The sequence below is a fragment of the Roseomonas aeriglobus genome, assembly GCA_016937575.1.
Taxonomy (GTDB): domain Bacteria; phylum Pseudomonadota; class Alphaproteobacteria; order Sphingomonadales; family Sphingomonadaceae; genus Sphingomonas; species Sphingomonas aerigloba.
In genome coordinates, this window is sequence record JAFHKN010000002.1 from 3,341,846 (window position 1) to 3,368,457 (window position 26,612).

Below are 26,612 nucleotides of genomic sequence, written 5' to 3' on the forward strand. Positions count from 1 at the left end.
GAGGATTCTCCGATTGCAGCTGGCAGTCAGTGGGCAGGTCGCCTTGATTGAAGGTCGATCGTCATGAGATCGTGTGCGAAAAGGGTGCGACCGCTGAACGACCGGGCGATCTGAGCGGACAAGCGCTTGTCGGACCCATCACTCGGCGAACTCACGCCCGGTGAGATGTGCGAGATGACCAGCAATTGCGGCGCGATCGTCGTGGCCATCTTTCCCAGCGCCTGAGCGTCTAAGTGGCCAGCCGCCATCCGCGTCCGCAGTCCCGGGAGGTCATCGCGCTTCAGGTGCATCGAGCGCTCAACGACTTCCATCGCGGCATCGACGTCGACGACCTCTGCGACCATAAGGCTGACGTTGCGTCCCAAGGCCTCGACGGCAGGGGACGGGCCGGTGTCGCCCGTGAACAGGGCGGACCATCCCGACGCATCAATCCGATACGCAAGCGACACTGGCCTCTTCACGTCCAGAATCTGGTCCGCGTCGAGATGACTGTTCCGCGCGAATGCGATTCTTAGGCTTGGAAAAGCCGATAAAGTAACTTGCTGCTCAGGGTCGGCGCCGCACTCGGTGACCGTAACCATCGAGGCTATCGCCGGAGCATCGGCCCCGAGCGCTCGTGAAGCCTCGACTATCGGCCCACTGGCTCGCGCGAGTGCATCGACCATAGCACGCGTTCCAGGTGGACCCACGACTTCGAGTTGACCCTGCGCCCGCATGGCCCAGCGATGCAAGAGCAAGCTCCACAAGGCAGCGACATGATCAATATGCAGGTGAGTTATGAGGATCGTCTTGATCCTGTCCGGCCCGAGACCGGCCTCTGTCATGCGCTCGATGCTTCCTTCACCCGCGTCGACCAGGAGAAGTCCCTCCGGCAGAACGATCGCAGACGCGCTTTGCGCGCGCGCGGTTCGAAGCAGGGGGCCTCCGCCCGTTCCTAGCAAAATCAGTCGTGGACCATGTGTCGGCGTCGACATCGGGAGTGGCTGGGCGACTGCCACAGTAGCCAGCATTGCGCCTGATCCCAGGATGGCGCTCAGTGCCGCAGCGAACCTCACCTTTCAGAATTCCTTCTTCACGGTGAGGAAGACGGTCCTTCCTTCGGTCAGGAGAACGCCCCGGGGGTTGAGTGCGGGCAACGCGAGACTGAGCAATGTGGGGTTCGAGAAGATGCGTATGTTCTGCTTGTCGAGGATATTGCGGCCGCTGACGGCGAACTCGAGCTTCTGTGTGGGCAGGCTGAAGCCGACGCGCAGATCCACGGTCGCATAGGAGCGCCCATTGTCAGCGGGGTTATTCGATGCGTCGAACGACATGCGATCGGTGTAATTGACCTGGAGATGAGTATTTAGAACGAGGTTCGACGACAGGTCGAACTTACCGTCGACATAGCCATTGCCCGACCATTCCGGGGCAAAGGGTAGCCGATTTCCAGTGTAGTTGACGTTGCGACTCGGAAACTCGAACCGATCATATTTTGCATCGAGATACGCGACGTTTCCGCCGATCTTGATCTGCTCGACCGGGTTGACAAAACCTTCGAGCTCGAACCCAGCACTATGGGCTCGTTGAGCATTGTAGTCCTCGAAGCCGAGAATAGCGATGTTGAGGACCTGGTTCTGAAGACCGGTCAGCTTGTTGTAGAAAATCGAGCCATTGAGCTGGCCTTTGCCGGCCGCGAAGGTCGCCTTGAAGCCGCCCTCGAAGTTGAGCGCACGCTCCTCGCCATATTGAATGGCGCTGGGCGACACCGGCATGGCGAGAGCGCGAGGGAAGAATTCGAATCCCCCCGCCTTTGTGCCCCGCGCAACCGAGGCATAGATGAGTAGACCGCGGGCAGGGTTCCATTCGATCGTTCCAGAGGGATCGAAGCTGCTTTCGGACCGTCTCAGGTCTTGCGGAAAAGCGGCGAGCGGATTGGTCGGGAAATGGTCGACGTCGAGTACGGCAATCTGGGCGGGATCAAGTGTGCGTGAGACTGTCGACGCATAGTTCTTCTTCTCATGCGTGAAGCGGGCCCCGGCAGAGAGGCGGAGCTTGTCGGTAATGTTCCAGGTGAGCTTGCCGAACGCGGAATAGGCGTCACTCGACTGGTCGACGTGAATATAGTCGCCAACGAGGATCGGAAGAGCTTGGGCGACAGTCTGGTTCACGCGGTGGCGGGCGTGGATGAAAAGACCACCCAAAACATATTCGAACAAATTCCCAGTCGGCGACAGCAGCCTCAGTTCCTGGGATATTTGATCGAAATTCTCGCCAGTGCTGGAGGTCGCGACTCCGATCGCGCTGCGATCAAGGCCGTCCTGGTTTTGCGAGGTGAAGGCTGAATAGCCCGTCGTCGCTTCCAGTTTGTGCTCGCCGAGCATCAGGTCGGTCACCAACACGGCGTTATACGCATCGCTATTGTCGAAGTCGGAGCCGGGCGGGAATGCAGCGGCGAACGGCCCGTTGATGGCCCCCGACGAGAGCCGCTGGTCTTCGATGCATTCTACTGTCGCGCCTGCGAAGCTGACCTGCGTCGCTCCGGGCGCCGCGCAGGCGAGCTGGAAACGCCGGTCAGCGTTGCGCTTGGAGTATTCCCCTTTCAGGTAGAAGGACAGATTGGACGTCGCGTCCCATTCAAGGCCGCCCCGGATACCGAACTCGTCCGCGCCGCCGACATGCCTGTTGGCACTGGTGTCGAAGAGATAGTCGCCCTTGCGTGAACCATGAACCGACAATCGTGCGCGAAGCGCTGGAGAGAGCGGCCCAGAAACGATCCCCTCGGCGATGTATCCGCCGTTCTGGACTTCGTAGCCGCTGTTGATGCTCGCGTAGAACGTGCTTGTTGGTCGTGCAGATACGATACTGATCGCTCCGGCGGTTGCATTCTTGCCGAAGAAGATCGCCTGTGGTCCCTTCACGACCTCGATGCGCGATAGGTCGAAAAAGGGCAGGACAAACTGGCCCCCACGGCCCCCAAAGACGCCGTCAACAAAGAGAGGTGCTGATTGCTCATAGCCTATGTTGCCGCCGGTGGAGCCAAGTCCGCGAATGGCTACGGTTCTTTGGAACGGCGACTCCGCTAGCGTTACACTGCCGAGTTGCGGCGTGAGCGACTCGAGGTCGAGGATTACACGTTGCTGAAATGTCTTTCCCTCGACTGCCGCAATCGCGATTGGCACTCTCTGAAGCGACTGGGCCCGACCCTGCGCGGTTACGACGATGTCCTGAGTTGTGATCTCCTGCGCACCGATTTCAGTGGTTGTCGGCTGACCTTCGTCCGCGGTCTGCGCCGAAACAACGGACGGCAAAGCACACAGGGCTAAGCTGGCGGACGTCAACCACAGGGTCCTTTGCATTCTCATAGTCCTCTCCCTTCGGCGCTGGCCCCTCAGTGGGAGACAGTCGATTGCCGTTCTTGGGCAGTGACTTCGCAAAAGAAAAATACCATTGATTGGCATTAACGATACTCAATCGGTATGGAGGTTTCATGGAATTCCGCCAACTCCGCTATTTCCTAGCAGTCGCAGAAGAGGCAAATCTTACGGCAGCATCACGCCGCCTCCACGTCTCCCAGCCGCCGATCACCCGGCAGATCAGACAACTCGAGCAAGAGCTCGGCGTCACCCTATTCCTTCGGTCTTCCAAGGGGGTGACGCTGACTTCGGCGGGTGCAAGTTTTCTCGCCGAGGCGCGGCGTTTGGTCACCTTGTCCCAAAATGCGATCGAGCGATGTCGTGCGGCAGATCGAGGCGAGATCGGACATCTCGACGTCGGTTACTTCGGCTCAACAATTCATACGGTCGTGCCGACGAGTATCCGCCGATTCATGGAACGTTACCCCGAGGTTGCTGTACGCATTCACCGTGCCGGGAAAGCCGAGCAGATTGCTCGGCTGCGCGATGGTCGGCTGGGAATCGGCTTTGCAAGGTTCTTTCCTCTTGAGCCCGATTTAGCGTCGGTGCGGTTAGCCGACGAACCATTGTGGCTGGCTGAGGCGGTCAACAAGCAAGTAGCAAAAGACCCCACGCCCTGTCCGATTGCTGACTTAGACGGACGCCCTATTATTCTCTTTCCTCAGGGCGATCGTCCGAGCTTTGCAGACCATGTCCTTGCCTTGCTGAGCAGCAACGACGTGTCGCCATCCGACATCACAATGGCAGAAGATGTATTCGTTGCGTTGGCCATGACCATGGTGAGCGGTGCCCTTTGTGTAGTGCCCGAGTCCGTTGCTCGGCTCCAATGGCCCGAGTTGTCCTTTCGACCGATCGGGGCGGCAGAAGCGTCCGCCCCAGTCAGTTGCCTCTTCCTAAAGGCACAGCGTTCGCCGGTCGTAGACGCATTTCTCGCGTGCATAGAGGATGGATCGATACTCGATCGGTATGGCACGAGCGCATAAACGGTATTTGACGGTATTGCATTGGCGCGCCACCTGCTGATCACGTACAACGGGAGCAAGCGGGTCAATGACGGGTGGAGGCTGCAATCGCGAAAAGCTGCGCCACACGGAGCGAGTATGTACTCGTGGCTAAGTGCGCTCAACGAATGTCATTATCTGAGGCCATTTCAGTCTTTGTCGAAGACGGCATGACTGTAGCGCTGGAAGGCTTCACCCACCTCATTCCATACGCCGCTGGTCATGAGATCATCCGGCAAGGCCGGCGTAAGCTGTCGCTGGTGCGGATGACGCCGGATATCCTTTACGACCAGATGATCGGCGCTGGGTGCGCGCGCAAGCTGACCTTCTCCTGGGGCGGCAATCCCGGCGTGGGGTCGCTGCACCGCTTCCGCGACGCCGTCGAGCGGGGATGGCCGGCGCCGCTCGAGATCGAGGAACATGCCCATGCCGGCATGGCGGCGGCCTATGCGGCGGGCGCGGCGCGGATGCCGTTCGGCCTGTGCCGCGGCTATCTCGGCACCGACCTGATGTCGGTCAATCCCAACATCCGGCTCGTCACCTGCCCCTTCACTGGCGAGGCGATTCCCGCCGTCCCCGCGATCAACCCCGACGTGGCGATCATCCATGCGCAGCGGGCAGACCGGCAGGGCAACGTCCTCATCGCCGGCATCGTTGGCGTGCAGAAGGAAGTGGCGATGGCGAGCCGCCACGTGATCGTGACCGTCGAGGAGATTGTCGACGATCTTGGCGACACGATGAACCGGACGGTGCTGCCTCACTGGATCCTCTCGGCGGTCTGCTTGGTGCCGGGCGGCGCGCGGCCGTCCTACGCCCATGGCTATTATGCTCGCGACAATGCCGCTTACCTGGCCTGGGATGCGGTGGCGGCGGACCGCGGACGCTTCATCGCCTGGCTCGGCGAAACGATCTCAACCGAAGCTGCGGCGAGGCTGGAGGCGCTGACATGAGCGACCAGGCCTACACGCCCGACGAGATGATGGTGGTCGAGGCCGCGCGCCATCTCTCGAGCGATGATGTGTGCTTCGTCGGGATCGGCCTGCCGTCGACAGCGGCAAACCTGGCGCGGCTGCTCCATGCGCCGGGGATCAAGCTCATCTACGAATCGGGGACGATCGAAACACGGCCATCGGTGCTTCCGCTCTCGATCGGTGATGGCGAGCTGGCGGAGACGGCGCGCGCGGTCGTCTCGGTGCCCGAGATTTTCGGCTACTGGCTGCAGGGCGGGCGGGTGACCGTCGGCTTCCTCGGCGCGGCGCAGGTCGACCGGTTCGGCAATCTCAACACCACCGTCATCGGGGCCTATGACAGCCCCAAGGTGCGGCTGCCGGGTGCGGGCGGCGCGCCTGAGATCGCTGCCTGCGCCGGCGAGACGTTCATCATGATCCGGCAATCGATGCGCGCGCTGGTAAACAAGCTCGACTTCATCTCGAGCCCCGGTCACCTCGACGGCGGCAACGCGCGCGCGCGGCTTGGACTCAAGGGCAAGGGTCCGACGCGCCTCATCACCGACCTGGGCGTGATGGAGCCGCATCCCGAGACCCGTGCGTTCGAACTGACCGCACTCTACCCCGGCGTTACGGTCGATCAGGTGCGGGCCGCGACGGGCTGGCCGCTCCAGGTCAGAGCAGAACTGAGCACGCGCAATGCGCCGTCTGCGGAGGAGTTGTCGGCGCTGCGCGATCTCAAGGCGCGCACCGATGCCGCGCACCAGGGAGCCGCATGATGGACAGCTTCGTTTATGAGGGCCTGCCGGCGCGGGTGATCTTCGGGCACGGCACGCTCGACCGGGTGGCGGATGAGGCGGCCCGGCTCGGTCAGCGCGTCCTCGTCGTCTCGACCCCGGAGCAGACCGGCGCGGCCGGCGATCTCGCGAGGCGGCTTGGCGGGCTGCACGCTGCGACCTTCAGCGGCGCGACGATGCACACGCCTGTCGAGGTGACAGACCGCGCCATGGCGGTGGTGACGGACGCACGCATCGACGCCATCGTCGCGCTCGGCGGTGGCTCGACGATCGGCCTCTCCAAGGCGATCGCGCTGCGCACCGACCTGCCGCAGCTGGTCATCCCGACCACCTATGCCGGCTCGGAGATGACGCGGATCATCGGGCAGACCGAGAACGGTCTCAAGACCACCCAGGTGACGCCCAGGGTGCTGCCCGAGACGGTGATCTACGATGTCGATCTCACGCTGACGCTGCCGCCTTTGATGTCGGTGACGAGCGGGCTCAATGCCATGGCCCATGCGGTGGAGGCGCTTTATGCCACCAATCGCAATCCGATCATCGACATGATCGCCGAGTCTGGCATCGCTTCGCTCTATCGCGGGCTGCCGGTGGTGGCGCGGGAGCCGGGCAACCTCGAGGCGCGGGCCAACGCGCTCTATGGCGCCTGGCTGTGCGCGATCTGCCTGGGCGCGACCAGCGTCGCGCTCCACCACAAGCTCTGTCATGTGCTGGGCGGATCGTTCAACCTGCCGCATGCCGAGACGCACGCTATCGTGCTGCCGCACGCGCTCGCCTATAATGCACCGGCGGTGCGCGACGCGGTGGCGGCGATCAAGCGCGCGCTGGGCGGCGAGGGCATTGCCGGCAAGCTGTTCGACGTGGCGCGCGACGCCGGCGCGCCGACGGCGCTCCGCGATCTGGGCATGCCCGAGGACGGGATCGACCGCGCGGTCGAGATCACGCTCGCCAACCCTTACGACAATCCGCGGCCGATCGACCCGGTGCTGATCCGCCGGCTGATCGCCAACGCCTGGGCCGGCGTGCGCCCCGATCATTCGACCTACGCGGTCTGAGGCGGTGCCGGCGGCCTTTATCTGTGGCGGCCTGCGCACGCCCATCGGCCGTCACGGCGGCGCGCTGGCGGCGGTCCGCGCCGACGACCTCGCGGCGGTTCCGATCCGCGCGCTGCTCGCCGGGCACCCATCGCTCGACCCGGCCGCCATCGACGACGTCATGCTGGGCTGCGCCAACCAGGCAGGAGAGGACAATCGCAACGTCGCGCGCATGGCCGCGCTGCTCGCGGGCCTGCCGCCGAGCGTCCCGGGCGTGACGATCAACCGCCTGTGCGCCTCGGGTCTCGACGCGGTCGCAGCGGCGGCGCGCGCGATCGTGGCCGGCGAGGCGGACGTGGTGATCGCCGGGGGCGTCGAATCGATGACCCGAGCACCCTTCGTGCTCGGCAAGGCGGCCCAGCCCTGGCAACGATCGGCCTCGATCGAGGACACCAGCATCGGCTGGCGCTTCGTCAACCCGGCCATGCACGCGGCATATGGCGTCGACTCGATGCCCGAGACCGGCGAGAATGTCGCGGGCCAGTTCGGCATATCGCGTGACGACCAGGACGGCTTCGCCCTGCGCAGCCAGCAGCGCGCCGGTGCGGCGGCAGCCTGGCATCAAGGCGAGATCACGCCGGTCATCATCCCCGGGAACAAGGGTGCGGACGCCGTGGTCGTCACGACCGACGAGCATCCGCGCCCGGCAACGACGGCCGAGCAGCTCGCTCGATTGAAACCCGTCGTCCGCCCCAGCGGCACCGTGACGGCGGGCAACGCGTCGGGCATCAATGATGGCGCGGCCGCGCTGCTCATCGCCAGCGAGGCCGGCATCACGCGCCATGGCTTGACCCCGATCGCGCGGATTCTGGGCGCGGCGTCGGCGGGCGTGGAACCTCGCATCATGGGCATCGGGCCGGTGCCGGCGACGCAGCGGCTGATGGCGCGGCTGGCCCTTACCATCGAGCAGTTCGACGTCATCGAGCTCAACGAGGCATTCGCGTCGCAGGCTCTCGCGACGCTGCGCCAGCTTGGCGTCCCCGACGATGCGCCGCACGTCAATCCGCATGGCGGAGCGATCGCGCTCGGCCATCCGCTCGGCATGTCAGGCGCCCGGCTGGTTCTCACCGCGGCGCACGCACTTGCCGAGGCAGACGGCGATTACGCCCTGTGCACAATGTGCGTGGGGGTCGGACAGGGTGTCGCCTTGGCACTGGCGCGCGTGTGAGTGCTCTCACTTGCAAAGCATAGAGAATGTGCACCAGCCCAAAGGGCTGACGGCGATCGTCGTCTTTGTCATCCGTGCGACGTTCTTCGTGTTAGGCATCGAAGCGGTGATCCGCGCGGGCGCAGTTGTGTCTCTGCCGATCGAGCGCATTCCGATCATCACGACGCTCGCCTTGGCGGCTACGGCGCCTCAGCTGAGGGCAACTTATCCCCGGGCAGTTATAGGCGGTCACCTGATCGCCTTGAGCCTTACGCTGTTTTGTCACGTCTGGCTGATTCCCGCGGTGATCGTCGCTGCCATGGCGCTGGTCGCCATGCAGGTCACCGCTACCGTCCATCCACCGGCCGCCCTCACCCCGTTTTTGCTCGCAGCCCATCCCGACCTTGGGCAACCGGTCGTCCTGCCGTTGTTCTTCGGCTGCCTTGTCGCTGTCATAGTATCTGGACTGTTGCGCCGAGTGACAACTTAGTTCTGATCGTCGTTGTGCTAGAGATCGATCCCGGACCCCGCAAAGACTGACATTTGGCTGCTCCATCAAGTAGTGCGAGTTGGATTCGATCAAGCCGCTGATTACGTGCTTAATTTTGCAAAGCAAACGTTGCTCAAACGTGGCTCGAATGAGGATGGGTGCGTGTCACGGGTGTTTACGAGAGAAGAGCTTTACAGACTGGTGTGGTCGAAACCCATGACCCACCTGGCGCGGGAGTTCGCGCTCTCGGACGTCGCCCTCCATAAGATCTGCAGGAAGCACAATATCCCAAACCCGCCGCTGGGCTGGTGGGCCAAGAAGGCTGCGGGGAAGGCGGTTAAGCAAATTCCTTTGCCGAAAGCCAAGGCTGGCACGTCCGACCGGATCACGATCGCGGCTGGTCAACTGGGACCGGAGCCCGAGGTGATCGCGGCTGCACGCGAGACTGCCCGCCTGCTGGCCTCGTCCATCGATGCGGACGCGGTCCTGCCCGCGAACCCGATCGTCGATCGAACGATTTCGCAGCTTCGCAAGGCAAAGCCTTCCTTGATCAACGGGCTCGTCACGATCGAAGGCTTGAACGTGATCAAGGCGAGCGTCGCGCCGGCCTCGATCGACCGCTTAGAACTCGCCCTCAGTCGCATCGTGGCAGCGGCGGACGCCCTGGGGATCAAACTGGCGCGAGGCGAGAAGACGGCGGCCTTCACTTGCGACGGCGAGGTGATCGGTTTTTCGATCAGCGAAGGCGTCCGCCGCGAGAAGCACGTACTTACCGAAAAGGAGATTGCCGAGGACCAAGCCGCGCGAAAACGGCGTGAGCGGCGCTGGAAGAACCCGAATAGCTGGGACGACATGGATTTCAGCACATCGTTCCTGCGCCGGCCGGAATGGGATTATCACCCGACCGGCCAGCTCGCATTCGAGCTGGAAAATTCATATCTGCTCGGCGGCAGCCCGCGGCGTTCCTTCAAAGACGCCAAGGTCCAGCGGATCGAGAACATGGCGAGCGACATCGCGGTGGGCGTCGCCGTGCTGGCGGCGGCAAAAAAGGACGATCACCTCAAGCGCGAGGCGCAGGCACGACAGGCAGCGGAAGCGCGGCGCCAGCGTGAACTCGCGCTCCGTAGGGATCATATCGCCGAGCGCCGTGGCAAGGCACTCGACGAGGTGCTCGAAGAGTTGGCCGCGCTCGACCGACTAAGGCGGCTAGTAGAGAATCTGCGAGCCGAGAATTTGGCCGAGAGGGCCGGCCGCGTTTCGCAATTCCTAGCTCTGGCGGAGCGTCGGCTGGCATCGCGCGAAGCGGCACTTTCAGCAGACGGCCTCGAGCAGCGTTTCGAGACGAACAAGCTGTTCGGCGGCGATGACGATCATGCATTTCGGCCACCGTACAACCATTATTGAACGGATGTCCGCCCAGCATCAGCGGATTGCGGCGTGACGGCCTCCAAAGTTGGGCTTTAGCACCGTGGCGCCGCTGCGAAGCCGGTCGAGTTCATTCGACCAGAACTGCATCATGGTGACCCGTTCGCTCCAATATTCCCCGCGCGTGTAGGCGCGCCGCACGCCATTGGTCTCGATGTGCGCCAGCTGGCGCTCGATCGCGTCTGGATGGAACTGGCCGCTTTCGTTGAGCATGGTCGCCGCCATAGCCCGGAAGCCATGCGCGCTCATCTCTGATTGCTCGAAGCCGAGCACGCGCAGCGCGGCGTTGACGGTGTTCTCCGACATCGGCCGCCGGTCGGTACGAAAGGACGGGAAGCAATAGCGCCCCGTGCCGGTCAACTCCCAGAGCTCCTCGAACATGCTGGTGACTTGGGTCGAGAGCGGCACACGGTGCGCGCGGCGCATTTTCATTTTCTCTTCCGAGATGTTCCAGACCGAGTTGTCGAAGTCGAACTCCGACCACTCCGCCTGGCGAAGTTCACCGGGGCGTACGAACAGATGGGCGGACAGCCGTAGGGCGTAGAGCGTGATTGCGTGCCCGCTGTAGCTTTCGATCGCCCGCATCAGTTCGCCGGCGCGCTTAGGGTTGGTGATCGCTGCAAGGTGCTTGGCCTTCGGAACGGTGAGAGCGCCGCGCAAATCGCCCGTCGGGTCGCGCTCGGCTCGCGTGGTGGCGACGGCGTAGCGGAAGACCCGGCCGAGGACACTGCGCATCCGCCGGGCACTCTCGTAGCGGCCCGTGGCCTCGACCGCGCGAAGAACGACCAGAACCTCTTGGGTGGTGATCTTCGCAATCGGACGGTTGCCGATTTTGGGATAGGCCATGTCCAGCAGCCAGCGGATCTTGCTGAGCGTGATATCGGCCATTTTCTCTCGCTCAAGCTTTGCGAGCCATTCCTTGGCGACCGTCTTGAAAGTGTCGTTCTCCTCGACGCGCGCCTTAGCCCGCGCGACCTTCTCCTGATGCGAGGGGTCGAGCCCGGCCGCGATCAGCCGGCGCGCCTCGTCGCGCTTGCCTCGAGCATCGGCGAGGCCGACATCCGGCCAGACGCCGAACGCCAGCGTGCGGTGCTTGCCGCAATGGACATAGTTGAACCGCCACAGCTTGGAGCCGTTCGGTCGCACGAGCAGATATAGCCCCGCGCTGTCGGAAAGCTTATAGTCCTTTGCGGCCGGCTTGGCGCTGGCCACTGTCGTGGCAAAAAGGGTGCCCATCTGAGGTATCGCCTCCAAAAAGGGAGGAGAACGATACCTCACGAGATACCCTAATTGTTCTCGATTGGTGCCGTATCCGCCCGGATTTCGCCGGACGCTTATAGCACAAAAAAGTGAGGATTTCAGCCACTTCCGGGACGTTGTCGGACGCCCCCGGAAGAACAAATGGTGCCCAGAAGAGGACTCGAACCTCCACGCCCTTGCGAGCGCCAGCACCTGAAGCTGGTGCGTCTACCAATTCCGCCATCTGGGCACGGGGTAGGCCGGCGCCTCTAGGGGAGGGATCGTGGGGCTGTCAACACCCGTTTTGGAGATCAGGCAGCGTTTTACGCTTCATCGGGTTGCAGCGCGCTGGCGTGCGCGGCATGGGGGCGGAAACGGGATTGGCGCGAAGGGTATCGGGCATGAAGGACAAGTTGGTCGTACTGTTCGGCGGCGGCGGGTTCGTGGGGCGCTATGTCGCGCAAGCGTTGCTGGCGACGGGCGCACGGGTGCGGATCGCGCAGCGCGAGCCCAAGTCGGCGTTTTTCCTGAAGCCGCTCGGTGGTCTCGGCCAGACGCAGTTCGTCGCTGCCGACGTGCGCAAGCCCGACTCGGTCGCGCGGGCGGTGGCAGGCGCCGACGCGGTCGTGAACCTGGTCGGCGCCTTTGCCGATATGACCGCGCTGCATGTGGCGGGCGCGAAAGCGATCGCCGAGGCGGCGAGTGCGGCGGGCGTCGGGACGCTGGTCCATGTCTCGGCGATCGGCGCCGATCCCGACTCACCCTCCGAATACGGACGGAGCAAGGGTGAGGGCGAAGCGGCAGTCAGTGCCGCGTTCCCGAACGCAACGATCCTGCGTCCCTCGCTCGTGTTCGGGCGCGAGGATGAATTCACCAACCGCTTCGCTGCGATGATCGCACGGATGCCGGTCGTCCCGGTGCTGCGCGGCTCGGCGAAGTTCCAGCCGGTCTACGTGAAGGACGTCGCGCGCGTCGTCGTCGCGGCGCTTGCCGACCCGAAGGCGTTCGCGGGCCGCACGCTGGACCTCGGCGGTCCCGACGTCCTGACGATGCGGCAGATCCACGAGTTCCTCGCCGGCGCCGTGCTGCGCCATCCGCCGATGCCCGACCTGCCCGACGCGGTCGGCTCGGCGATCGCGAGCCTGGGCTTCCTGCCGGGGGCGCCGATCACGCGGGATCAATGGGTAATGCTCGGCCGCGACAATGTCGTGACCGGCGAGGACGGCCTGGCTGCAGCGGGTATCACGCCGACGCCGATGGCGGCGGTCGCGCCGGACTGGCTGGTCCGGTTCCGCCGTCAGGGTCGTTTCGCCAAGCGCGCCACGGCCTGAGCGGATGGACATCGTCACTGCGATCATCCTTGGCATCGTCGAGGGGATCACCGAGTTTCTGCCCGTGTCGTCGACCGGGCATCTGATCCTGGCGACCGAATTGCTCGGTTATGACGCGGCGCGCTGGTCGGTCTTCAACATCGCGATCCAGCCGGGCGCGATCCTGGCGATCGTCGCGCTGTACTGGCGCACCTTCCTGGCGGTCGCCAAGGGGCTGCTCAGCTGGGAGGCGAATTCGGTCGCCTTCGTCCGCAATCTGCTGCTTGCCTTTTTTCCCGCAGTGATCCTGGGCCTTGCCTTCGGTGATCAGATCGACGCGTTGCTCGAAAATGCTGTGGTCGTCGCCTGGGCGCTGATCGTCGGCGGCATCGCGATCCTGATCGTCGAGCGACTGGCGAAGACGGACAACGTCCTGGGCATCTCGGGTGTCTCGGTCGGCCAGTCGATCAAGATCGGCCTCGTCCAGTGCATTGCGATGATCCCGGGCGTCAGCCGGTCGGGCGCGACGATCATGGGCGCGATGTCGTTCGGGATCGACCGGCGGACCGCGGCCGATTTCAGCTTCTTTCTAGCGCTACCCACACTGACCGGCGCAACCGTGCTTCAACTGTACAAGCATCGGGACATGGTGACGGCCGGCGATCTCGAACTGATCGCGATCGGCGCTTTCGTTTCGTTTATTGTGGCCTTGATCGTCGTGAAAGCCTTCATGGCCGTCGTGACGCGTTACGGTTTCGGTCCCTTTGCGTGGTATCGAATCATCGCTGGGACCGCGGCGCTGGCATGGCTAAATCTACGCTAGGTCCGGATCGGCCCTAAAGCTACGAAAGATTATTGCGCCGCAACGAAATATCCCGTTTGTCGTGTGAGAGATAAGTCAATGCTGCTGACCCATTCCGGTTGATACGAAGTGACAGGAGCGCAGCCGCACCATACTTGCGTGCTCGAAAGGATCGAGCATGGCTACCGAGCAGCTGCTGAAATTCGTCAACCGTGAGCAGGCCTATCCGCCCAAGCGCGAGGCGCAGGCGCGGGCGGCGGATTTCCGTGAGATCGCCGAGCGGTACAACCCGCCCGCAGCCGAGGATCAGGCCGGGCGCTGTTCGCAGTGTGGCGTGCCCTATTGCTCGGTCCACTGCCCGCTCCACAACCACATCCCCGACTGGCTGCGGCTGACGGCGGAAGGGCGGCTGCGCGAGGCCTATGAGCTGAGCAACAGCACCTCGACCATGCCGGAGATCTGCGGCCGCATCTGCCCGCAGGACCGGCTGTGCGAGGGCAATTGCGTCATTGAATTTTCCGGCCACGGATCGGTCACGATCGGTTCGGTCGAGAAGTTCATCACCGACACGGCCTGGGAAGAGGGTTGGGTCGAACCGCTGGTGCCCGGGCCCGCGCGCGGCCAGTCGGTCGGTGTGATTGGTGCGGGGCCAGCGGGACTGAGCGCGGCCGAGTATCTGCGCGGCTTCGGCTACGAGGTCCACGTCTATGACCGCCATGACCGTGCCGGCGGGCTGCTGACCTATGGCATCCCCGGCTTCAAGCTGGAGAAGGACGTCGTCATGCGCCGCGTCGACCGGCTGAAGGCGGGCGGCATCGTGTTTCACGAGGGATTTTCGGTTGGAGAGCATGCCTCGCTCGACCAGTTGCGGGCGAAGCATGACGCGCTCCTGATCGCGACCGGCGTCTACAAGCCGCGCGCGATCAGGGCGCCGGGAGTCGGTGCCAAGGGCGTGGTCGAGGCGCTGGAGTATCTGACCGCATCGAACCGCAAGGGCTTCGGCGACGCGGTGCCGGCGTTCGACGACGGATCGCTGAATGCAGAGGGCAAGCACGTCGTCGTCATCGGCGGCGGCGATACGGCGATGGACTGCGTCCGCACCGCCGTCCGCCAGGGCGCGGCGAGCGTGAAGTGCCTCTATCGCCGTGACCGCGCGAACATGCCGGGGTCGCAGCGTGAGACGAAGAATGCCGAGGAGGAAGGCGTCGAGTTCGTCTGGCTCTCGGCGCCGGAAAGCTTCGAAGGCGGTGACGTGGTCACGGCCGTGAAGGCAAGCGCGATGCGGCTGGGGGCTCCCGACGCCAGCGGCCGACGCGCGCCCGAGGTCGACCCGCAGGGCGGCTTTTCGGTGCAGGCGGACCTGGTGATCAAGGCGCTGGGCTTCGATGCCGAGGACCTACCGACGCTGTTCGGCGCGAGTGAACTGGGTGTCACTCGCTGGGGTACGCTGCGCGTCGATGCCAAGTCGATGATGACCAGCCTGGATGGCGTCTTCGCCGCAGGCGACATCGTCCGCGGCGCGTCGCTGGTCGTATGGGCGATCCGCGACGGGCGCGACGTCAGCGAGCGGATGCATGCGTACCTCAAGGCGAAGGCGCGCGCAGGCCAGGCTTCCGTGCAGAAGGTGGCGGCATGAGCGCGCTGCTCGCCCTGCTGCTGGTGCAGGCGACGCCCGCCATGGCACCCGCGGCGCCCGCGACGCAGACCGCGCCCGTCGATCCCGCCCGGCTCGCCGCCGCGGAGCGCGTCGCGTTCGCGCTCGTGCCGCCGGGCACATACAAGCGGATCATGCGGGACCAGTTTCCGCAGATGATGGACGGCGTGCTCGGCAAGATGTTCGGGCTGAGCGCCACCAGCATGGGTGCGCCTGCGGCAGGAGAAAAGTCGCTGGGCCAGGAAGCGGCCGAGCGCGACCCGTATTTTCGCGAGCGCATGCAGATCATGACGCGAGTGTTCTCGGAAGAACTCGGCACCATCTACGACGAGATCGAGCCCGAATTTCGCGTCGGCCTGACGCGGGCCTTCGCCCGCCGCTTCACGCAGGCGCAGCTGACCGACCTCGACACCTTCTTCCAGACGCCATCGGGCAAGGCGTTCGCCAGCGACTACCTCGCCGCGTTCATGGATCCCGAAGTCATGAACAGCATGATGGGTGCGCTGCCCAAGATGTTCAAAGTCATGCCGACAATCGCCGCGAAGATTGAAAAGGCGACCGCCCATCTGCCCCCGCTGCCCAAGAAGGACGGCGCAAAGACGACCACCGGGAAGGCCAAGTGATGACCACCCTCGACACCGAACGCACCCGCCTTGCCACCGAAGGCATGTACCGCCCCGAATTCGAGGGCGACGCCTGCGGCGTGGGCATGGTTGCGGCGACCGACGGTATTCCATCGCGCCGGGTTGTGCAGGCGGCGATCGACGCGCTCAAAGCCGTGTGGCACCGCGGCGCGGTCGATGCCGATGGCAAGACCGGCGATGGTGCCGGCATCCATGTCGACCTGCCCGCGAAGTTCTTCGACGATTGCGTCGTCGCGTCGGGCCACCGCGTGAAGCCCAATCGCCTTGCAGTCGGCATGATGTTCCTGCCGCGCACCGATCTGGCGGCGCAGGAGGCGTGTCGGACGATCGTTGAGTCCGAGATCATCGACGCCGGCTGGACCATCTACGGCTGGCGCCAGGTGCCGGTGAACGTGGCCGTCATCGGCCAGAAGGCGCAGGCGACCCGCCCCGAGATCGAGCAGATCATGATCGCCGGGCCGCTGCCCGACGACGCCTCGGCCGCGGAGTTCGAGAAAGAGCTCTACCTCGTCCGTCGCCGGATCGAGAAGCGCGTGATCGCGGCGCAGATCCAGGGCTTTTACGCCTGCTCGCTGTCGTGCCGCTCGATCGTCTATAAGGGCCTGTTCCTGGCCGAGAGCCTGTCGGTCTTCTACCCCGACCTGACCGACGACCGGTTCGAAAGCCGGGTCGCGATCTTCCACCAGCGCTATTCGACCAACACCTTCCCGCAATGGTGGCTGGCGCAACCCTTCCGGTGTCTCGCGCATAACGGCGAGATCAACACGATCCGCGGCAACAAGAACTGGATGCTCAGCCACGAGATCAAAATGGCGTCGATCGCGTTCGGCGAGCGCAGCGAGGACATCAAGCCGGTGATCCCCGCCGGGGCATCGGACACCGCGGCTCTGGACGCGGTGTTCGAAGCGATCTGCCGCTCGGGCCGCGATGCGCCGACGGCGAAGCTGATGCTGATCCCCGAGGCGTGGATGGGCAAGGACGAGATGCCCAAGCAGCATCTCGAAATGTACAAATATCTCGCCTCCGTCATGGAGCCGTGGGATGGCCCCGCGGCGCTGGCGATGACCGACGGCCGCTGGGCGGTCGCCGGCATGGACCGCAATGCGCTGCGCCCCTTGCGCTACACGCTGACCGGCGACGGCCTGCTGATCGTGGGCTCGGAAACCGGCATGGTCGTCGTGCCGGAAACGACGGTCATCGAAAAGGGCCGGCTGGGGCCGGGCCAGATGATCGCCGTCGATCTGGAGGAGGGCCGCGTCCTCCACGACCGCGAAGTGAAGGATCAGATCGCCGGCGAGGCGGACTATGCCGCGATGATCGGCGAGTTCCTGTCGGTCGACGATCTGCCGCAGGCCGATGCGTCGATCCCGGCGTGGGATCGCGCCGAGCTGTCGCGCCGCCAGGTCGCCGCCGGGCAGACCCTGGAGGACATGGAGCTGATCCTGTCGCCCATGGTCGAAGGCGGCAAGGAAGCGATCGGGTCGATGGGCGACGACACGCCGCTGGCGGTCATTTCCGACAAGCCGCGCCTGATCAGCCAGTTCTTCCGCCAGAATTTCAGCCAGGTCACCAACCCGCCGATCGACCCGTTGCGCGAACGCCATGTGATGTCGCTCAAGACGCGGTTCGGCAATCTCGCCAATATTCTCGATCATTCGGCCGCCCCGTCGAAGGTGCTGGTGCTCGAATCGCCCGTCCTGACCAACGGCGACTGGGACCGGCTGAAGGCGCATTTCGGGATGAGCGCGGCCGATATCGACTGCACCTTCCCCGCCGGCAGCGGACCCGAGGGCTTGCGCGCCGCGATCGCCGACATCCGCGCCCAGGCCGAACAGGCGGTGCGCCAGGGCAAGTCGGAGTTGTTCCTGAGCGACGAAAATCTCGGTCCCGATCGCATGGCGATTGCGGGTGTGCTCGCGGCGGCGGCCGTCCACACCCACCTCGTCCGCCGGGGGTTGCGCAGCTATGCGTCGATCAACGTCCGTTCGTCCGAATGCCTCGACACCCATTATTATGCGGTGCTGATCGGCGTCGGCGCGACGACGGTGAACGCCTATCTGGCCGAGGCCGCGATCCGCGACCGTCATGCGCGCGGGCTGTTCGGCGATATGGATATCGTGACCTGCCTGAAGCGCCACCGCACCGCGGTCGACGAAGGGCTGCTGAAGATCCTGTCGAAAATGGGGATCGCCGTGATCTCCAGCTATCGCGGCGGCTATAATTTCGAAGCGGTCGGCCTCAGCCGCGCGCTGGTCAACGACCTGTTTCCGGGCATGCCCGCGAAGATCTCGGGCGAGGGCTATGCCTCGCTCTACCTCAACGCGACGATGCGGCATGACGCGGCGTTCGACTCAGGCGTAGCGACGCTGCCGATCGGCGGTTTCTATCGCCAGCGCCACGGTGGGGAGACGCATGCCTTTTCCGCGCAGCTGATGCACACGCTGCAGACCGCGGTCGCGACCGACAGCTATTCGACCTATCTCGCCTTCTCGCGCGGGGTCCGCGACCTGCCGCCGGTGTATCTGCGCGACCTGCTGGAATTCAATTTCCCGAAGGACGGCGTGCCGATCGATTCGGTCGAGGCGATCACCGAAATCCGCAAGCGCTTCGTGACCCCGGGCATGTCGCTCGGCGCGCTGAGCCCGGAAGCGCACGAGACGCTGGCGATCGCGATGAACCGCATCGGCGCGCGCGCGGTGTCGGGCGAAGGCGGTGAATCGAAGGACCGCTACACGCCCTACGAGAACGGCGACAACGCGAACTCCGGCGTGAAGCAGATCGCCAGCGGTCGCTTCGGCGTCACGGCCGAATATCTCAACGCCTGCGACGAGATCGAGATCAAGGTCGCGCAGGGCGCAAAGCCCGGCGAGGGCGGGCAGCTGCCCGGCTTCAAGGTCACCGAGTTGATCGCGAAGTTGCGCCACGCAACTCCGGGCGTCGGCCTCATCTCACCCCCGCCGCACCACGACATCTATTCGATCGAGGATCTGGCGCAGCTGATCTACGATCTGAAGCAGATCAACCCGCGCGCGCGCGTCTGCGTGAAACTGGTGTCGTCCGCCGGTATCGGCACGGTCGCGGCGGGCGTGGCGAAGGCGCATGCCGACGTCATCCTGGTTGCCGGCCACAACGGCGGCACCGGCGCTTCCCCGCAGACCAGCATCAAATACGCCGGCACGCCGTGGGAAATGGGGCTGAGCGAGGTCAACCAGACGCTGACGCTCAACGCCCTGCGTGGCCGCGTGAAGCTCCGCACCGACGGCGGCCTGAAGACCGGCCGCGACATCGTCATCGCCGCGATCCTGGGCGCCGAGGAATTCGGCATCGGCACGCTCAGCCTCGTTGCGATGGGCTGCATCATGGTGCGCCAGTGCCATTCGAACACCTGCCCGGTGGGTGTCTGCGTGCAGGACGAAAAGCTGCGCGCGAAATTCACCGGCACGCCCGAAAAGGTCATCAACCTGATGACCTTCATCGCCGAGGAAGTCCGTGAAATCCTGGCGCGGCTGGGCGTCCAGAGCCTGGACGAGGTGATCGGCCGCACCGAATTGCTCCGCCAGGTCAGCCGCGGCGCCGAGCATCTCGACGATCTCGACCTCAACCCGATCCTCGCAAAGGTCGACGCGACCGATGCCGAGCGCCGCTATTCGCTCGATACGTGGCGCAACGCTGTGCCCGACAGCCTGGATGCGCAGATCATCAAGGATGCGGCAGCGGTGTTCAGCCGGCGCGAGAAGATGCAGCTGACCTATAGCGTGCGCAACACCCACCGCGCGGTCGGGACCAGCCTGTCCGGCGCGGTCACGCGCGCGTTCGGCATGTCGACGCTGGACGACGGGCATATCACCGTCCGCCTGCGCGGGAGCGCCGGCCAGTCGCTCGGCGCGTTCCTGTGCAAGGGGGTGACTCTGGAAGTGTTCGGCGACGCGAATGACTATGTCGGCAAGGGCCTGTCCGGCGGCATCATCGCGGTACGGCCGATGGTGTCGTCGCCGCTCGCGTCGAACGAGAACACGATCATCGGCAACACCGTCCTGTACGGCGCAACGTCGGGCAAGCTGTTCGCCGCAGGTCAGGCGGGCGAGCGGTTCGCGGTGCGCAACTCGGGCGCCGAAGTCGTCGTTGAGGGCTGCGGCGCCAACGGCTGCGAATATATGACCGGCGGGACCGCGGTGATCCTGGGCGGCGTCGGGGCGAACTTCGGCGCGGGCATGACCGGGGGCATGGCGTTCGTCTACGATCCCGAGGGCAATTTCGAGCGCCGGGTGAACCCTGAAACGCTGACGTGGTGCCGGCTGTCGTCGGGCCATTGGGAAGCGGTGCTGCGCGCGCTGGTCGTCAGGCACGTCCAGGCGACCGACAGCAAGTTCGCCGCCAATCTGCTCGAGGATTGGGACCGCGTCCGCGGGTCCTTCTGGCAGGTGTGTCCGAAGGAAATGGTCAGCCGCTTGGCGCATCCGCTGGACGATTCGGAAGCGGCGTTGGAGGCGGCGGAGTAACGTTTCCGTCCGTTCGCCCTGAGCTTGTCGAAGGGCCGTACTGCGATACACCCGCGCACCGCTCGCGGCACGAAGGACGGTGGTTCGGCCAGGGTCCCATCGAAGAGTACTTTGATGGGCGCCTGACAGGCTCGGCACGAACGGGGTTCGGGCGCAGACCTAGGCAACGGCGACGCTCGTTCAGCCAAGGCTAAGCCTTTGTGCTATAAGGCCTCCCGTTCCTGTTTCGACTCGGGAGAGTAGAATGCGTCTCTTGTCCGCCGCCCTGGCCTTGTCCGTGGTCGCCGTACCGGCCGCCGCGCAATCTCGCGCCGAGGTCGACGCTGCCCGCCGACTGAACGACCCGGTCGTGCAGGAAGGCGTGGCCGCTGCCGTCAGTGCGCTGGCCGGCATCGTTCTCGACACCCGCGTGGGTCCGCTCGCGCGCTACACCGATCCGCGCGACGACATCCGCCCGAACGACACGCTGCGCGATATCGAGCGCCGCCGCGACCCGCATTTCGAGGCGCGGCTGCATGACGACACCCGTCGCGCGGTCGCCGGGGCCGGGATGGTCGCCAGCGATGCTTTGGCGATGTCGGGCGAGCTTGCCCGCACTGCCGATCGCCTGCGCGCGGCCGTCGCGCCGCTCGGCGGTCTGCTTGCCAGCAACAACGTCTCCGCTCCGCGCTATGATGACGAGGACGACGATTATTGATCGGTTCCGCTAGACGCCCCTGCCGTCGTCGGTAGATAAGGGCGGCATGTGGCAGCTCTATCAATTTCCCCTGTGCCCCTTCTCGCGCAAGGTACGGCTGCTGCTGGCCGAGAAGGGCGTGGGCTACGAACCGGTGCGCGAATCGCCGTGGGAGCGCCGCGACGAGTTTCTCGACATGAACCCGGCCGGGCAGACTCCGGTGATGATCGACACCGATCGTCCGGGCGCCCCGCTGATCGATTCGATGGCGATTTGCGAATATTTCGAGGAAACGGTCGAAAAGTCGGCGATGATCAACGGCACGGCGGCCAACCGCGCCGAGATCCGCCGGCTGGTCGCGTGGTTCGACACCCAATTCTACCGCGACATCACCGCCCCCCTGCTCAACGAACGCATGCTGAAGCGCGTCGTCCATCGCTCGACGCCTGATGCGTCGTTGCTGCGCGAAGCGATGCGCGCCGCGGTCGGGCACCTGGATTACATCGATTACCTTCTCGATCACCGCACCTGGCTGGCGGGTGCGACGATGAGCCTCGCCGATCTCGCCGCCGCCGCGCAGATCTCGGTCGCCGACTATCTGGGCGGGATCGACTGGAAGAGCCACGAACAGGCCAAGCGCTGGTATGTCGGCATGAAGAGCCGCCCGAGCTTCCGCCCGCTGCTGGCCGAACGCATGGAAATCGTCAGCCCGCCGGCGGATTACGAGAAACTGGACCTGTAAATGCTGCCGTGGCGAGCGGTGATCGCGATGATCGTGCTGCTTGCGCCGACCTGCTGCCACGGCCCGACCGGTAATCCGACAACGCTGGCCGCGATCCGGGGTGAAGCCCGCGCGCTGATGCTAGGGCCGGACTTCTGGTGGACCGTCGGCGATACCGATCGACGACTCCCGATGACGATTGCACAGTTGCGCCCGGATATGGTCGAAGTGGATCGCGATGGCGTGAATGTTTACGCGCCCAACTTTCTCGACGGCGGCTGGGGGTATCATGTGCCGCGTGTTCCCAATCCTTCCCGCGAAACATTGTTTCGGCACCAGAAGGTCGCTGATGGCGTTTACTGGTTCCATCCTTACTGACCAGCGGACTTGTCCATGCTCGAACATATTCCCCACTGGCTCGGCAACGCCCTGAAGGGTCTGCGTGCCGGCACTGACAAGCTGGCGATCGTGCAGGACGGTCTCGGCAGCTTTGCGGCGATCGATCTGCGGTCGCCGGCGTTCGCCAACGGCGGCCGTATTCCGGAACGCTTCACCGCGGATGGCGAGGGGATTTCGCCGCCGCTGTTCTGGACCGGCGTGCCCGACGAGGCGACGCATCTCGCCTTGCTGGTCGAGGATGCCGACGCGCCGACGCCGGCGCCACTGGTCCATGCGATCGTCTGGAGCCTGCCGGCCGGGGACGGGCAATTGGCCGAGGGCGCCATAGTTGCCGATGGCGACGGCACGGCGAGCGGTGACGTCGGCCGTAATTCCTACCTGCGCGAGGGCTGGCTGCCGCCGGATCCGCCGACCGGGCACGGCGAACATCGCTATGCCTTCCAGCTGTTCGCACTGAAGGACGCCGCCGACCCCGGCGCGACGCCAAGCCGCGGCGATATCGTCGACGCCATGCGGGGTCGGGTGCTGGCGGCGGGGTTGTTGACCGGAACCTACTCGCGCGGCGAACCGGCGGACGTCGGGCCGGTGGGAGCGGTGGCGACGACCTGACCGCGGATCAAAGCCGACGCGTCAGCGCCTTCTTGAGCCTGTCGTGCGCGGACTTCTTGATCTGGCAGACGCGCGCGGCGCTGACGTCGAGCACCTGGCCGATTTCCTCCAGATTGAGTTCTTCGACATAATAGAGCTGGATCACCATCTGCTCGCGCTCGGGCAGGTCGGCGATCGCCTGGATCAGCACGTCGCGCTGGTCGGTTTCCGCCAGCAGATCGAACGGGGACGGTTCGCCGGACACGAACCACGGCCCCTCGTCGCCTTGCATGTCGTCGACATTCTCGAACCGGACGGGCTCGGCGGTCGCATAGTCGGTCCGCAGCTTTTCGATCGTCACGCCCAGTTTTTCGGCGACCGCGGCATCGTCGGGACGCTTGCCGTCCACCGTGGTCAGCGATGCGACCGTCTCGTTATACAGTTTGCGCCGTTTCATCGCCCCGCGGGTGAGCGTCGCCTGGCGCCGCAGTTCGTCGATCATCGATCCGCGAACCCGGGTGTTGAGATATTGCTCGAACGTCACCGCCCCGCGGTCCTCGAAGCTGCCGACCGCCTCGACGAGCGCGATCAGGCCGATCTGGACCAGATCCTCGACCTCGACCGACGACGACATGCTGCCATGGACGTGCCAGGCGATGCGGCGGACGCGCGGCATGTGCTGGCGCACCAGTGCGTTCAGGTCCGGCCCCGGCTTCGCGCGTGGACCATAGGTCAGCGGCGCGCCGGGGGCGGGCTGGATGGGGCTCATGAAGCTCATGCGGCGATCGCCTGTGACGGGCCGGCACCGAGCGCCGGCGGCTGATCCGACGCGCCGATGACGGCGATGACTTCGACCGACTTGTCCTCGGGCACTTCGAAGAAGCTCATGACGGGAGTATCCGGCAAAATGGTTTTCACCAGCTTACGCATCGCGATGCGAATGGCGGGCTGGACGACGAGGGCGAAGGGCTTGGCCTCGGCGATGAAGGGACCGGCGGCACGCTGAAGCGCGTCGGCGATGCGGCGACCGAGATCGGGTTCGATCGCATGGCGGCGCGCCGGGTCGGACCGGATCGCCTGCCCCAGCAGCGCCTCCAGCTGGCCCTCCAGCGTCATGACCCGCAGCGGCTCGCGCACGGTGCACAGCTTCTGGATGATGAGCGCGCCGAGATCGGGGCGGATCAGTTCGACCAGTTCCTCCGCATCCGCCGATTTCGTCGCGGCATTGGCAAGGGCTGCGGCGATGCGGCGGAATTCCTTGAGCGGAATGCCCTCCGCCAGCAGCGCGCGCAGGACCTGCGTGAGCGTGGTGAGCGGCAGGGGCTGCGGGCAGAGCGAGGCGACGAGCGCCGCCGAACGGTCCTTGAGCCCGTCGAGCAGCGACTGGACCTCGTCGGGACCCAGCAGGTCGGCGGAATGGCTGAGCAGCTGCTGGTTGAGGTGGGTGGCGACGACCGTGCCGGCGTCGACCACCAGATACCCCGCGCCGGTCGCGGCGTCGGCGTCGGCGGCGTGGATCCAGATCGCGTCGAGCCCGAAGGTCGGATCCTTGGCGGGCTTGCCGGGCAAGGTGCCTACCGCCTGGCCGGTGTCGAGCGCCAGCATCTCGTCGGGTGACACCTGATCCTCGCCGACGATGACGCCGCCGATGATGATGCGATAGGTATAGGGCGCCAGGTTGATGTCGTCGCGCACCCGCACCTGCGGCACGACGAAGCCCAGGTCCTTCGACAGCTGGCGGCGGACGCCGGTGATGCGGCCCATCAAGGGCGACCCCTTGCGTTCGTCGACCAGCGGCACCAGGCCGTAGCCGATGTCGAGCATGACGTGGCAGCTGTCGGTCACCTCGTCCCAGCCGATCTTCGACAGGTCCTGCGGTTCGGCCGGCGCGGGCGCTTCGGTGATCACGGGGCGCTGCGACGCCTTTTTCAGCTTGTACGCCGCAAAGCCGGCGGCAGCGGCCATCGGCAGGATCAGGAAATGCGGCATGCCGGGCACGATGCCGAGCACGCCGAGCGCCACCGCAACTGGTGTCCAGGTCCGGTGGCTGGCGAATTGCCCGCCGATCTGGCCGGCGAGGTCCTGGCTGGACGTGACGCGGGTGACGATGGCGGCCGCCGCGATCGACAGCATCAGGCCCGGCAACTGCGCGACCAGCGCGTCGCCGATCGCAAGCACGATATAGGTCTGCGCGGCTTCCTTGATGCCAAGGCCGTGGCTGACGGTACCGAGGATGAGCCCGCCGATGATGTTGATCGCGAGAATGAGCAGGCCGGCGACGGCATCGCCCTTCACGAACTTCGACGAACCGTCCATCGAACCGTAGAAATCGGCTTCGGTCGACACTTCCACACGGCGCGCCCGTGCGTCGTCGGGGGTGATCAGGCCGGCGTTCAGATCGGCGTCGATCGCCATCTGTTTGCCGGGCAACGCGTCCAGGGTGAAGCGCGCCGACACTTCCGACACGCGGCCCGCACCCTTGGTCACCACGATCATGTTGATGATGACCAGGATCGAGAACACGAACAGGCCGACGACGTAATCGCCGCCGATCAGAAAGCTGCCGAACGCTTCGATGACGTGGCCGGCCGCCGCTTCGCCTTCGTGGCCCCGCCCGAGCACGACGCGGGTCGAGGCGACGTTGAGTGCCAGGCGAAACAGGGTGGCGAAGAGGAGGACGGTCGGGAAAGCGGAGAAATCGAGCGGCTTCTGCGCGTTCAGCGCGACCATCAGCACGGCCAGGCTGATGACGATGTTCATGATGAAGAACACGTCGAGCATGAAGGCCGGAATGGGCACGACCATCAGCACGACCAGCAGCAGCATCGCCGCCGGCAATGCTACGCCCTTCAGACCGGGAATGGCCTTGGCAAGTGCGGGGGAGGCCATCAGACGGTACCTCCCAGCTGCGCGAGCATCAGATAGGCGAGCCGCGCATTGTCGGGGTTGGGCCGCAGCAGCGTCGCCGCCGTGTCCGACACGCCGGTCGCGCGACCCGAGGCGCCGAAGCGTTCGAGGGTCGAGGCGAGCCAGGCACGATCGCCGCCCTGCGCTTCGTTGCCGAGTACGACTTCCATGTCCGGATCGAGCTTGAGGGCATCGATCGCGCCACTGGCGAGGCCGGTGCCGCCCGAGGCCGCTGCCCCCTTGTCGAGCTTGGCGGCGAAGCGGCTGTAGACCTCACCCAGCGAACGCGGACTGCCGTCGGCAGCGTAGAAGACATTGCGGTTGGTGCGGGCGGCGCCGGGGAACAGGGCCGCGGCGCTCTGGCCCGGGTTGCTGTCCATTGCCGTCAGGAATTTCTTGGCGCCGCCGATGCCCAGGAAATGCGCCATGTACAGGTCGGTGCCGGTCACGTCGCGGTCGAGCGCGGCGGACAGCTGGTCCTTGTTATCGGACGCGTGCTCGGCCGCCATCAGCGACGATGCGGTGGGATCGTTGCGCAGACTGAGGATCTGGCGGCGGACGCCGGGGTCGCTGACGACATATTTGCCGGACGCGGTGCGGGTGATGCTATCGGCAGCCCAGCCCATGCCGTGGTCGGCGCCGTGGTTCTTTACCACGCCCAGCCAGCTCTGTTCGATGAACTGATAGAGGCCGGTCGCCGAAGAAGTGCCGGCACGCGCCGAGGCGTTCAGACCGCTTTCGACCTGCGCCTGCCCCAGCAGATAGTTGAAATCGATCCCCGTGCGCGTCGATGCGAGCTGGATCGCGTTCTGGACGCTTCCCCCTCGCCCCGCGGCGACCTTCGTCAGGTTCGGAATGGTCATTCGAAATCTTGCCT

22 protein-coding genes and 1 tRNA gene are annotated in these 26,612 nt (G+C 65.1%); 16 read left to right on the plus strand and 7 right to left on the minus strand.

Features of this window, described 5'->3' with window-relative positions:
* Positions 1–26: 26 nt before the first annotated feature.
* Both JW805_16325 and JW805_16330 read right to left on the minus strand, forming a co-directional pair.
* Complete coding sequence (locus tag JW805_16325) at positions 27–824, minus strand: MBL fold metallo-hydrolase (GenBank protein MBN2973574.1); 798 nt, start codon at positions 822–824, stop codon at positions 27–29.
* 234 nt (positions 825–1,058) lie between these two features.
* Positions 1,059–3,320, minus strand: coding sequence for a TonB-dependent receptor (locus JW805_16330; protein ID MBN2973575.1), 2,262 nt, complete (start codon positions 3,318–3,320; stop codon positions 1,059–1,061).
* 149 nt (positions 3,321–3,469) lie between these two features.
* On the opposite strand from JW805_16330, the gene JW805_16335 reads away from it, so the two are divergent.
* From JW805_16335 to JW805_16365, 7 genes are all read left to right on the plus strand, one after another.
* Positions 3,470–4,378 carry a LysR family transcriptional regulator gene (locus JW805_16335; protein MBN2973576.1) on the plus strand — a complete coding sequence of 303 codons (909 nt, stop codon included), beginning with the start codon at positions 3,470–3,472 and terminating at the stop codon, positions 4,376–4,378.
* A gap of 146 nt (positions 4,379–4,524) precedes the next feature.
* Complete coding sequence (locus JW805_16340) at positions 4,525–5,346, plus strand: CoA transferase subunit A (GenBank protein ID MBN2973577.1); 822 nt, start codon at positions 4,525–4,527, stop codon at positions 5,344–5,346.
* Positions 5,343–6,122, plus strand: a complete 780-nt coding sequence (locus JW805_16345; GenBank protein MBN2973578.1) for a CoA-transferase subunit beta — start codon at positions 5,343–5,345, stop codon at positions 6,120–6,122. The genes JW805_16340 and JW805_16345 overlap by 4 nt, the downstream gene beginning before the upstream one ends.
* Entirely contained in the window at positions 6,122–7,195 is a 1,074-nt protein-coding gene (locus tag JW805_16350; protein MBN2973579.1) for a maleylacetate reductase, read from the plus strand. The genes JW805_16345 and JW805_16350 overlap by 1 nt, the downstream gene beginning before the upstream one ends.
* Positions 7,196–7,199: 4 nt before the next feature.
* Positions 7,200–8,402, plus strand: coding sequence for a 3-oxoadipyl-CoA thiolase (pcaF, locus tag JW805_16355; GenBank protein ID MBN2973580.1), 1,203 nt, complete (start codon positions 7,200–7,202; stop codon positions 8,400–8,402).
* Positions 8,403–8,430: 28 nt separating this feature from the next.
* Positions 8,431–8,871, plus strand: a complete 441-nt coding sequence (locus JW805_16360; GenBank protein ID MBN2973581.1) for an HPP family protein — start codon at positions 8,431–8,433, stop codon at positions 8,869–8,871.
* Positions 8,872–9,087: 216 nt separating this feature from the next.
* Positions 9,088–10,275 carry a hypothetical protein gene (locus tag JW805_16365; GenBank protein MBN2973582.1) on the plus strand — a complete coding sequence of 396 codons (1,188 nt, stop codon included), beginning with the start codon at positions 9,088–9,090 and terminating at the stop codon, positions 10,273–10,275.
* An 18-nt stretch (positions 10,276–10,293) separates the two neighbouring features.
* Here the strand turns inward: JW805_16365 and JW805_16370 are convergent, their stop codons facing one another.
* Positions 10,294–11,532, minus strand: coding sequence for a tyrosine-type recombinase/integrase (locus JW805_16370; GenBank protein MBN2973583.1), 1,239 nt, complete (start codon positions 11,530–11,532; stop codon positions 10,294–10,296).
* A gap of 166 nt (positions 11,533–11,698) precedes the next feature.
* A tRNA-Leu gene (locus JW805_16375) sits at positions 11,699–11,785 on the minus strand.
* 112 nt (positions 11,786–11,897) lie between these two features.
* Between JW805_16375 and JW805_16380 the strand changes: the two genes are divergently transcribed.
* The 9 genes from JW805_16380 to JW805_16420 all read left to right on the plus strand — a co-directional run bounded on the left by JW805_16380 (position 11,898) and on the right by JW805_16420 (position 22,849).
* Positions 11,898–12,866, plus strand: coding sequence for a complex I NDUFA9 subunit family protein (locus JW805_16380; GenBank protein MBN2973584.1), 969 nt, complete (start codon positions 11,898–11,900; stop codon positions 12,864–12,866).
* Between the two features lie 4 nt (positions 12,867–12,870).
* Positions 12,871–13,668, plus strand: coding sequence for an undecaprenyl-diphosphate phosphatase (locus JW805_16385; protein ID MBN2973585.1), 798 nt, complete (start codon positions 12,871–12,873; stop codon positions 13,666–13,668).
* Between the two features lie 157 nt (positions 13,669–13,825).
* Complete coding sequence (locus JW805_16390; protein MBN2973586.1) at positions 13,826–15,283, plus strand: NAD(P)-dependent oxidoreductase; 1,458 nt, start codon at positions 13,826–13,828, stop codon at positions 15,281–15,283.
* On the plus strand, positions 15,280–15,924 hold the full coding sequence (locus JW805_16395; GenBank protein ID MBN2973587.1) for a DUF2059 domain-containing protein: 645 nt from the start codon (positions 15,280–15,282) through the stop codon (positions 15,922–15,924). The genes JW805_16390 and JW805_16395 overlap by 4 nt, the downstream gene beginning before the upstream one ends.
* The gene (gene gltB, locus JW805_16400) at positions 15,924–20,444 is read left to right on the plus strand and encodes a glutamate synthase large subunit (GenBank protein ID MBN2973588.1); all 4,521 of its coding nucleotides are present in this window, start codon (positions 15,924–15,926) and stop codon (positions 20,442–20,444) included. Before JW805_16395 ends, gltB begins: the two co-directional genes overlap by 1 nt.
* Before the next feature lie 244 nt (positions 20,445–20,688).
* Positions 20,689–21,141, plus strand: coding sequence for a hypothetical protein (locus JW805_16405; protein ID MBN2973589.1), 453 nt, complete (start codon positions 20,689–20,691; stop codon positions 21,139–21,141).
* A gap of 46 nt (positions 21,142–21,187) precedes the next feature.
* Complete coding sequence (locus tag JW805_16410) at positions 21,188–21,862, plus strand: glutathione S-transferase family protein (GenBank protein ID MBN2973590.1); 675 nt, start codon at positions 21,188–21,190, stop codon at positions 21,860–21,862.
* The gene (locus JW805_16415) at positions 21,863–22,219 is read left to right on the plus strand and encodes a hypothetical protein (protein MBN2973591.1); all 357 of its coding nucleotides are present in this window, start codon (positions 21,863–21,865) and stop codon (positions 22,217–22,219) included. It begins immediately after the preceding gene.
* A gap of 15 nt (positions 22,220–22,234) precedes the next feature.
* On the plus strand, positions 22,235–22,849 hold the full coding sequence (locus tag JW805_16420; GenBank protein MBN2973592.1) for a YbhB/YbcL family Raf kinase inhibitor-like protein: 615 nt from the start codon (positions 22,235–22,237) through the stop codon (positions 22,847–22,849).
* A gap of 7 nt (positions 22,850–22,856) precedes the next feature.
* Here the strand turns inward: JW805_16420 and JW805_16425 are convergent, their stop codons facing one another.
* The 3 genes from JW805_16425 to JW805_16435 are packed head-to-tail and all read right to left on the minus strand — an operon-like array spanning position 22,857 to position 26,598.
* Entirely contained in the window at positions 22,857–23,606 is a 750-nt protein-coding gene (locus tag JW805_16425; protein MBN2973593.1) for a FliA/WhiG family RNA polymerase sigma factor, read from the minus strand.
* On the minus strand, positions 23,603–25,717 hold the full coding sequence (gene flhA / locus JW805_16430) for a flagellar biosynthesis protein FlhA (GenBank protein MBN2973594.1): 2,115 nt from the start codon (positions 25,715–25,717) through the stop codon (positions 23,603–23,605). The genes JW805_16425 and flhA overlap by 4 nt, the downstream gene beginning before the upstream one ends.
* Positions 25,717–26,598, minus strand: a complete 882-nt coding sequence (locus JW805_16435) for a hypothetical protein (GenBank protein MBN2973595.1) — start codon at positions 26,596–26,598, stop codon at positions 25,717–25,719. The genes flhA and JW805_16435 overlap by 1 nt, the downstream gene beginning before the upstream one ends.
* Positions 26,599–26,612 lie beyond the last annotated feature (14 nt).

Bases quoted from the DNA above. Each gene is read 5' to 3' on its own strand.
- JW805_16385 (MBN2973585.1), top strand. From the start codon at position 12,871: ATGGACATCGTCACTGCGATCATCCTTGGCATCGTCGAGGGGATCACC.
- JW805_16435 (MBN2973595.1), bottom strand. From the start codon at position 26,598: ATGACCATTCCGAACCTGACGAAGGTCGCCGCGGGGCGAGGGGGAAGC.
- JW805_16370 (MBN2973583.1), bottom strand. From the start codon at position 11,532: ATGGGCACCCTTTTTGCCACGACAGTGGCCAGCGCCAAGCCGGCCGCA.
- JW805_16410 (MBN2973590.1), top strand. From the start codon at position 21,188: ATGTGGCAGCTCTATCAATTTCCCCTGTGCCCCTTCTCGCGCAAGGTA.
- JW805_16325 (MBN2973574.1), bottom strand. From the start codon at position 824: ATGACAGAGGCCGGTCTCGGGCCGGACAGGATCAAGACGATCCTCATA.
- JW805_16395 (MBN2973587.1), top strand. From the start codon at position 15,280: ATGAGCGCGCTGCTCGCCCTGCTGCTGGTGCAGGCGACGCCCGCCATG.
- flhA (MBN2973594.1), bottom strand. From the start codon at position 25,717: ATGGCCTCCCCCGCACTTGCCAAGGCCATTCCCGGTCTGAAGGGCGTA.
- JW805_16405 (MBN2973589.1), top strand. From the start codon at position 20,689: ATGCGTCTCTTGTCCGCCGCCCTGGCCTTGTCCGTGGTCGCCGTACCG.
- JW805_16390 (MBN2973586.1), top strand. From the start codon at position 13,826: ATGGCTACCGAGCAGCTGCTGAAATTCGTCAACCGTGAGCAGGCCTAT.
- JW805_16425 (MBN2973593.1), bottom strand. From the start codon at position 23,606: ATGAGCTTCATGAGCCCCATCCAGCCCGCCCCCGGCGCGCCGCTGACC.
- JW805_16365 (MBN2973582.1), top strand. From the start codon at position 9,088: ATGACCCACCTGGCGCGGGAGTTCGCGCTCTCGGACGTCGCCCTCCAT.
- JW805_16340 (MBN2973577.1), top strand. From the start codon at position 4,525: ATGTCATTATCTGAGGCCATTTCAGTCTTTGTCGAAGACGGCATGACT.
- JW805_16420 (MBN2973592.1), top strand. From the start codon at position 22,235: ATGCTCGAACATATTCCCCACTGGCTCGGCAACGCCCTGAAGGGTCTG.
- JW805_16345 (MBN2973578.1), top strand. From the start codon at position 5,343: ATGAGCGACCAGGCCTACACGCCCGACGAGATGATGGTGGTCGAGGCC.
- JW805_16415 (MBN2973591.1), top strand. From the start codon at position 21,863: ATGCTGCCGTGGCGAGCGGTGATCGCGATGATCGTGCTGCTTGCGCCG.
- JW805_16350 (MBN2973579.1), top strand. From the start codon at position 6,122: ATGGACAGCTTCGTTTATGAGGGCCTGCCGGCGCGGGTGATCTTCGGG.
- JW805_16380 (MBN2973584.1), top strand. From the start codon at position 11,898: ATGGGGGCGGAAACGGGATTGGCGCGAAGGGTATCGGGCATGAAGGAC.
- gltB (MBN2973588.1), top strand. From the start codon at position 15,924: ATGACCACCCTCGACACCGAACGCACCCGCCTTGCCACCGAAGGCATG.
- JW805_16335 (MBN2973576.1), top strand. From the start codon at position 3,470: ATGGAATTCCGCCAACTCCGCTATTTCCTAGCAGTCGCAGAAGAGGCA.